Below are 8,232 nucleotides of genomic sequence, written 5' to 3'. Positions count from 1 at the left end.
GTCGGAGTCGTAGTTGTCGGAGTCGGAGTCGTAGTTGTCGGAGTCGGAGTCGTAGCTTCCGTTGGGGTTGGAGTCGGAGTTCCGGTTCTAATCGTAGTCGTAGTCGTAGTAGTAGTCGTCGTCGTCGTTGGAATCAGCCTAGGGCTAAACGTCCCAGTCACAGCGACAAAATCATTGGCATCGATCAGCCCAGACGGAGTGTTGACCAAAATTGCTAACAGCTTACCGTCGATCGCAATTACCGTATCTCGGACATTTGCGCCGTTACCTTGGCTAATTTGCAGTTGACCGAAAGATAAAGTCGTCGGCAGTCCAAAGAAATCCTCTGCCTCATTGTAATCAGTAATTAAAGCCAAACTTCCAGGCCCAGCTCCCAATCCAAAGACATCGCTGCCGCTGCCGCCCGTCAGAGTATCCGAACCCTCACCTCCGATCAGAGAATCATTACCCTCTGCCCCAAATAAATTGTCATTGCCGAAACTGCCCAAAATTGTATCGTCGCCGAGACCTCCGGCCAAGGAATCATCGCCAAAACCGCCATCGAGAACATCATTACCTTTGCCGCCAAACAGGTAGTCGCTGCCTTCATCTCCCATCAAGCAGTCATCGCCTTCATCGCCGCGAATCGTATCCAAACCGATGCCGCCAGACAGTGTATCGTTAGCCTTGCCACCGAATAGTTGGTCGTTGCCGGACTCTCCATAGAGCAAATCAGTGCCGGCATTGCCGTACAAAGTGTCGTCGCCGTCGCCTGCGAGAAAGTAGTCATTCCCATCACCGCCAAACAGTTGATCCCTGCCGAGACCGCCGTTAAGAGAATCGTTCCCCACATCTCCGTACAGATAGTCGTCATCACCATTGCCAAACACAGAATCGTCGCCCTCACTGCCTCTGAGGGTGTCGTTCCCAGTACCGCCGGCAATCACATCATTGCCCGCATTGCCGCGAAGCAAGTCGTCCCCTGCGTCTCCCAACAAACTGTCTAACCCGTCGTTGCCGTCGAGGCTGTCGTTGCCCAAACCGCCTCGGAGTGAGTCGTCGCCATTGCCGCCGGAAAGAAAATCGCGGCCTTGGTTGCCGATTAGTTCGTCATTTCCTTCACCCCCAAACAGCGAATCTGCTCCGTCGCCTCCGAGAAGCTGATCGTTGCCGCCGTCTCCCTCTAGGGTGTCATCTCCTGATGCACCCAGGAGGGTATCATCGCCATCTAAGCCGCGAATTCGATCGCTCTGCGGAGTTCCTAGAATAAAGTCGTTGCTGTCCGTGCCGATCAGGTTTGCCATAGGGAATACACCGCTCCTCAATAAAATAAATTGTTTTAAAGTATGTCAATCGCCTGCGTGACAAGGCATTGCTGCTTGCCTACGTTAGCATAGTTGAGATTTTGTCAATTTGCGATCGGGGCGCGGGAAATTTTGCCAGTGTCTGGAGTGGCGATCGGCAAATAGGTTTGAATAGTTTAAAACCGCTATCATCACTAATGACGAATGTTCGCTCGCGGGGGACGATCGCACTTCTGACTGATGACCAACGACTAATGACTTTCTGCGCTAACAGGTAACGCGATCGCAAATTCAGTCCCCTTTCCCAGATAGGAATTCACCTCGATCGCACCGCCATGTTTCTCGACTACGATCTGACGGGCGATCGCCAATCCCAATCCCGTGCCTTTGCCTACAGATTTTGTCGTAAATAGATGGTCAAAAATTCGAGACTTAACATTTTCTGGTATGCCCTTACCGTTATCGGCGATCGCAATTTTCACTCCAGCTTTTTCTACAGTCGTCCGAATTGTAATTCGATTGGGCTTGGCTTGAATCTGGTCAAAACTGCGTCCCTGATTTGATTCATCTAAAGCATCGATCGCATTCCCCAAAATATTCATAAACACTTGGTTTAACTGTCCGGGAAAACAAGCGATTTCGGGAAGATTGCCGTACTCAGTCACAACTTCAATCGCCGGACGATTTTCGTTAGCTTTGAGACGATGGCGCAGAATTAATAAAGTGCTATCAATGCCATCGTGCAGGTTAAATTTTTGCTTGATATCGCTATCGGCGCGGGAGAAAGTCCGGAGACTTTGGCTGATGGATTTGATACGATCGCCCCCATCTTTCATCGCTTTAATTAACTTCGGTAAATCTTCTCGAACGTAGTCAATGTCGAGCTCTTCTAATTCATCTTCAATTTCCACTCCCGGTTGAGGAAATTTATCGCCGTAGAGATCGATAATGTTTAACAAGTCATTGATATAATCTTGGGCGGCGCCAACATTGCCGACAATACAACCAATGGGATTATTGATTTCGTGGGCGACTCCAGCTACCAGATTGCCCAAAGCCGACATTTTTTCGCTTTGGATTAGTTGCAATTGAGCTTGTTGTAAATCTTCCAACATCTGCTGAGCTTGGCGGTAGAGGCGAGCATTTTCCAGGGAAATAGCAGCTTGGGTGCAGAGGAAGTTGAGAATGAGAATGCGATCGCCCGTAAACACGCCACTCGTGCTCCGATTTTCCAAATATAAAATTCCCACCAAATTTCCCCGATCGAGAATTGGCAAACACAACACGCTCTTGGGCTGATGTTGACTCAAATAATTGGCAATTACAGGTAAATGTGTATCGAGATCGTCGATCGCGATCGCAGTCAAAGTATTTTTGACATACTGGATCAGTTTGACGGGAACACTGGCATTGTTTTCCAGCGGCACAGTTGGCAGGGTGATTTGTTCGAGATCCGCGATCACCCGCACTCGCCATTCGCCTTCTTGAGGTAGCATCAATGCACATTTATTTGCTCCAGAATTTTCCAGCATCGTCTGAGTTAGGATTTGCAGCAACTCATCGAGTTCGATCGTGCTCGATAGGGTTTGAGAGACTTTTAGCAAGGCAGCAAAATCTAGGGTGTGGTTGAGGCTGTTGCTGGTACTTGTCTTGCGGGTATTGGAGTGGATAGAGTTGGCAGAGGTAGCGATCCGGGCTAGGGTTTCTAAAATACTCGACGGTTGGTTAGCTTGTAGCAGAATCGGTTGCAGCAGTTGGGGATAGCGGGTTTCGAGCTCGTCGATTTTGGCTTTGGCACCCCAGCGGGCATAGCAGTAGTAGGCTTCCTGCATATAACCAGCGGCGACTTTTTCTTTGCCCCAGTCGAGGTAAAATTTGGCGGCGAGTTCGTTAGCTAGGGCTTCTTCTTGGATGTAGCTGTTTTCTTTGGCTCCGGCGATCGCCTTGTCGTATAGCTCAATTGCTTCGGCTTTCTGTCCTAAAACTCGACATTTTTCAGCTTCTACTAAGTCAACTTTATGCTGATGATTCATGGGAGCCTGGTGCGCCCAACGCTGTAACTGAATTTGGTTTTGTGCTAAACGTTGCCATGCTTCTGATTGTTTATCTAACTGTGGGTTTAAATGTGCCAGAGCAACAAGAGAATCATACAAATAAAATGCGGGTTCAGTCAACACTCCCACTGCTGTCATTAAATAGTGTCTGACCTCAATTGCATGGTTTCGGGCTTGTTCAATTTCTCCAAACAAGTAGCAAAGCATCAACTGATACAACTTAAATAAAAACAAGGCATTAATATCATTGGTTGATTGCAGCAGGCTCAGAAATTCCGTCTCTTGCAAAATTTCTCCAGACAAAATACTGGGAGACTCTGTAAAGCCCAGCAAATTTAAGAAAGCTTGCCAATGGATGCGAGAGAGATTGACTGCGGTCAATTGGTTCAGTTGAACTAACTCATTGCAATAGGCGCGAATATCTTGCTCCAAGGTTGTCAGATTCTGCCCTACCCAAAAAGAATACATACAAAAAATGCTGGCATTATATCCAGCAAACTCTAGGTTGCCGACTTCTAGTCCAATCGTATAGGCTTCTTGTAAGAGTGGTAAAGTTTCTCTGGCGTTAGCTTTGCGATGCAAAATAAACATTGCCAAAATCATGAATAATTCAGGTTTAATCGATTTGTCATTTAGTTTCAAGGCGACTTGGAGTGCTAACTGACCAAACTCTACTGCTAAATCCACGTCTTGTAAGATATTACAGATCACGATGCTATAGCAAGCATAGTTATAAGCTGAAACTATTATGTTGCCATGTCGCAGGGATAATTTGACTGACAAGGCAGTCATTAAAGGGAATAAGGGAGATCCAGACATGGAAGCTGCTGACATGAGGCTTCTAGCAACTTGAATAATCGCAATTTTGTTGGCATCTGTCATCACTGGCAGGTGAACAAAATCTGCAATTTTCCTGTCTCCAATCAATTCGCTAATCTCTTGGATTGACTGTTGAATATCTGCTGGTGTCGGTGTTTCGGGAATCACTACGCCCAACTTTTGCAGGATTTGAGTCCCGATCGCAATTGCTTCAGCCAGTCTGTTTTGGGTAGTATTTACTTGAATTCTAATCCGATAGACATTGACCTGTTCCAGTAAAGAGTGTGCCTGGGCGATGACCGTTTCAATCAACTGTTCCATCGCTTCAAAATCACCACATAGTGAAGCCAACTCCGCCGCATCGTCATGGAATGATAGCGTCATTTGATATTGCTGCTGCCAAGCACTTTCTCCTAGCAATGCTAATCCAGTGCTGGCATATTGACGCCCGGCTTGATAGGCGGTGGCACTTTTGGCTTTGCGACAGGCTATCAGATTGAGTTGGGCTAATTGTTCTCGTTCTGTTTTTTGGGTAATTAAATCAGTTCCATAATTTAATTGATTTACCAGTTCAAAAATACGGTCTTCTCTTGCTGCTGGCGAAATCTGTTGTAAAAGAAGTTGCCCGATTTGGTAATGAGTCGTCTGTTTTTGGTCGTCAGGAATTAGAGAATAAGCTGCTTGTTGAACGCGATCGTGCAAAAAGCGATAAATCGGGTTGACAACTGCGTTCATTTGTGAAGCAGTATCCGATTGGGTAAAAAATTTATAGATTTCGGTTGTTGGGATAATCAAACCTTCTTGCAACGCTTTCCATAGTGCCGCCGCTGCATCTTCAGGAGATTGTTCAGAAACGATCGCCAATGTATTCAAATCAAACTCTGCGCCAATACAAGCTGCTAGTTTGAGAACATCCTGAGTTTGTGTCAGCAATTTCTGCAATTGCACGGCCATAAACTCCACCACATCATCAGTTAGTGCTAATGCCTTGACTTGAGCAATATTACACTGCCACCCTCCCGTTACCCCCCTCTGTCCCCCCTTGCCAAGGGGGGATGAAAGGGGGGTGGGGGACTGAGGGAGGTCAAAGGTAATCTGTCGATCGTCATGCAATGCCTTAAGAAATTGAGTGGCAAAAAAGGGATTGCCTTTGGTTTTTGTGGATACTAATTCGGTGAGAGGTTGGGCAAGCAATAATTCGCAATTGAGCGTATCCGCCACCAATTGATTTAGATCGACTAGACTTAATGGTTGCAGCGTAATTGTATTAACTATAGACCCAGTTTTGATAATTTCATCTACGGTGAGCATGAATGGGTGAGCTGGTGAGACTTCATTATCCCGATATGCACCCAATATCAATAAATATCCTGTTTCTGACATCAACAATTGCAGCAATTTTAGCGACGCGGAATCTGCCCATTGCAAGTCATCCAAAAATATCACTAAGGGATGTTCAATGCTGGTGAAGATTTGCACAAATTTTTGCATCAGCAGATTGAAGCGGTTTTGGGCGGCACTTCCTGATAGTTCCGTAGCTGGGGGTTGAGTGCCAATAATTCGTTCTAGTTCTGGAATGACATCAATCAAAAATTGCCCATTGTCTCCAACAACTTCGAGAATTTGGGTTTTCCATGTTTGCAGTTGTGCGTCTGATTCTGAGAGCAATTGTGCCATCAAATCTCGAAATGCTTGCACAAAAGCGCTGAACGGAATATTACGCTTAAATTGGTCATATTTACCTTTGATGAAATAGCCCCGTTGTTTGACGATTGGTTTATGGACTTCATTGATAATGGCAGTTTTACCAATACCAGAGAAGCCTGCCACGAGCATCATTTCAGTGCTACCTGTACTCACTCGATCGAATGCTGCTAATAATGTGGCGACTTCGGTGGCTCGTCCGTAGAGTTTTTCTGGTATGATAAACCGATCGCACAAATCCCGCTTTCCGATCGCAAAACTCTCAATTTTACCCGTTTCATTCAATTGCTGCAAACAATTTTCCAAGTCTGCTTTCAGCCCCAAAGCGCTCTGATAGCGGTCTTCAGCATTTTTTGCCATCAATTTGCTGACAATCTCGGAAAGTACCTGCGGGATGGACGGCTTGATGTCATGCAGCGATGGCGGCTGCTTGGCAATATGACAGTGTACCAATTCCATCGGATCGATCGACTTAAACGGTAATTCTCCCGCCAGCAATTCGTAAAAAGTGACGCCTAGCGAGTAAAAATCAGTGCGGTAGTCAATGCCGCGATTCATCCTTCCCGTTTGTTCTGGTGACAAATAGCCGAGTGTCCCTTCGAGTACGTTAGGATTCATCAGGGTTTGAGTTTCCCTGGGCAGCAAAGATGCAATACTAAAGTCAATTAGTTTGACTTCTTTTGTTTGGGGATTAATTAAAATATTGGCGGATTTAATGTCTTTGTGAATGATGCGGTGACGGCACAGTATATCTAATGTATTGGTGATGTCGATCGCCATTTGTAGAAAATCCCTCAAATTCGGCGCAGTTTCCCCTTGTTCCCTCCACTCTTTCAGAGAGATTCCCCCGAAGTCTTCCATTACCAGCGCATAGCTGTTTTGGTAAGCTTCTAAGCTGTAGGTTTCAATGATTCCGGGTAAATTGAGGTTTTTGGCGATCGTATATTGATTGCGAAATTGTACGAGTTCGCTAAAGCTGGGATACTTGCTGCGCAAGACTTTGATTGCTACTGGCTGTTTGTCGCTAGTACGGAAACCTCGATAAACTAGGGTGCGAGTTCCTGAGTAAATGCGATCGACAATTTCATAACCTGTCAATGTAAAATTTTGAGTAGTCATATTTTTATTATTCGCCTCATCTGTGGGCTATTTGTAGCTTAACAGAAGGGAATACAGTTTCCAACTCCACTGATTGTTAAGTAAAAATAACATGACATAGATCGCTCAATATTTGTGATTTATATCACCAAATAAAAACAATTGTCAAAGTAAAAAACATTCTATTTTAATTAAAAACTAAATAACAGCATCCAGATGGGAATAGTGAATAATAACGTAACGCAGCCGATGCCGATCGCAGTTACGGTCAATTCGCGATCGAGATTAAAAACTTCTGCCAACAAAGTAGTACCAAAAGCCGGAGGCATTGCCATTTGCAGCACCAGCGCAAGCCGCGGCGGGCCCCCAATACCAACAAACGTTAAACCCGCGCCAAATACCAAGGGAATTAACAGCATTTTAATTGCCAGACAACTCAAAACTTGTTTGAGATTGTGCAAAGAATTCAACTTGCTCAACTGCATCCCGATTGTAATCAAAGATAAACTAATTACAGCCCAAGCACCAGTTGTTAACCAATCTTCGATTGGTGCCGGCAGCGGCCAACTGCGCGAGACAAATCCCATACCCAGAGCCCACAGTGCCGGATTCTGCAAAATTGCCCGCAGGGGACTTAACCAATGCTGGTGCAAATTGCTGTTACCGCAGCTAGAGGCGATCGCAATTCCGAGTAAATTGATGGCCGTACCAGTGCCCAGCAAGTCATAAAACAACCCCCAAGCAAAGTGTTCCGGGCCCAACAAAGACAAGGTGATGGGAATTCCTAAAAAACCCGTATTACCAAACATCGCCGCTAATAAAAAACTGCCTTGCGTCGGCAAACTCCAAGCGGTTTTGGCTTCCGAAGTATTTTTGCCTGGATTAAAAGTCTTGAAACGTTCCTCGCCCCAGCCGAAATGTATCAAAATCCAAGCGAGTCCGCCACCTGCTAGAATTGCCGCCCAAGCTATCAGCGGTGCAATCAAAATAGGGCCAGACAAATTGGCGCGGCGGATAAAAGCAACAATGCTCAGCGGTGTGCCAAAAAAGAACAGAAACTTGGCTAAATAAGTAGAATAACTTCTTGGTAGCAGGCGGCCGAGAATGAATCCAAACGCTACCCATCCGATTAAATTTAGATAGAGTTTGAGCAGCGGATTTGCTAAATTAAGCATTATTGATTAAATATTTTAGGCTGCATCTAATTTTTGAAAATATGCTTGTAGGGGCGAAGCATTTCGGCAGTAAATCTCTGATTCTCACTCATAAGTTAT

At 45.6% G+C, this 8,232-nt stretch carries 3 protein-coding genes; all 3 read right to left on the bottom strand.

Annotation, left to right across the window (positions count from 1 at the left end; all coding sequences use genetic code 11):
* Positions 1-1,283: calcium-binding protein (locus QT974_RS18840; protein WP_333469964.1), on the bottom strand; the 1,283-nt coding region annotated here is incomplete at its 3' end.
* 251 nt (positions 1,284-1,534) lie between these two features.
* On the bottom strand, positions 1,535-6,979 hold the full coding sequence (locus QT974_RS18835) for a trifunctional serine/threonine-protein kinase/ATP-binding protein/sensor histidine kinase (protein ID WP_333469963.1): 5,445 nt from the start codon (positions 6,977-6,979) through the stop codon (positions 1,535-1,537).
* A gap of 170 nt (positions 6,980-7,149) precedes the next feature.
* Positions 7,150-8,133, bottom strand: coding sequence for an AEC family transporter (locus tag QT974_RS18830; protein WP_333469962.1), 984 nt, complete (start codon positions 8,131-8,133; stop codon positions 7,150-7,152).
* Positions 8,134-8,232: the final 99 nt, after the last annotated feature.

The sequence above is a fragment of the Microcoleus sp. BM001215392 genome (genome assembly GCF_036700185.1).
GTDB lineage: Bacteria > Cyanobacteriota > Cyanobacteriia > Cyanobacteriales > Microcoleaceae > Microcoleus.
The sequence above is the reverse complement of the archived record's forward strand: the minus strand, read 5'-3'. Positions and strand labels throughout refer to the sequence as shown.

Excerpts from the sequence above, each read along its gene's own strand:
- QT974_RS18835 (WP_333469963.1), bottom strand. The coding sequence starts at position 6,979 with ATGACTACTCAAAATTTTACATTGACAGGTTATGAAATTGTCGATCGC.
- QT974_RS18830 (WP_333469962.1), bottom strand. The coding sequence starts at position 8,133 with ATGCTTAATTTAGCAAATCCGCTGCTCAAACTCTATCTAAATTTAATC.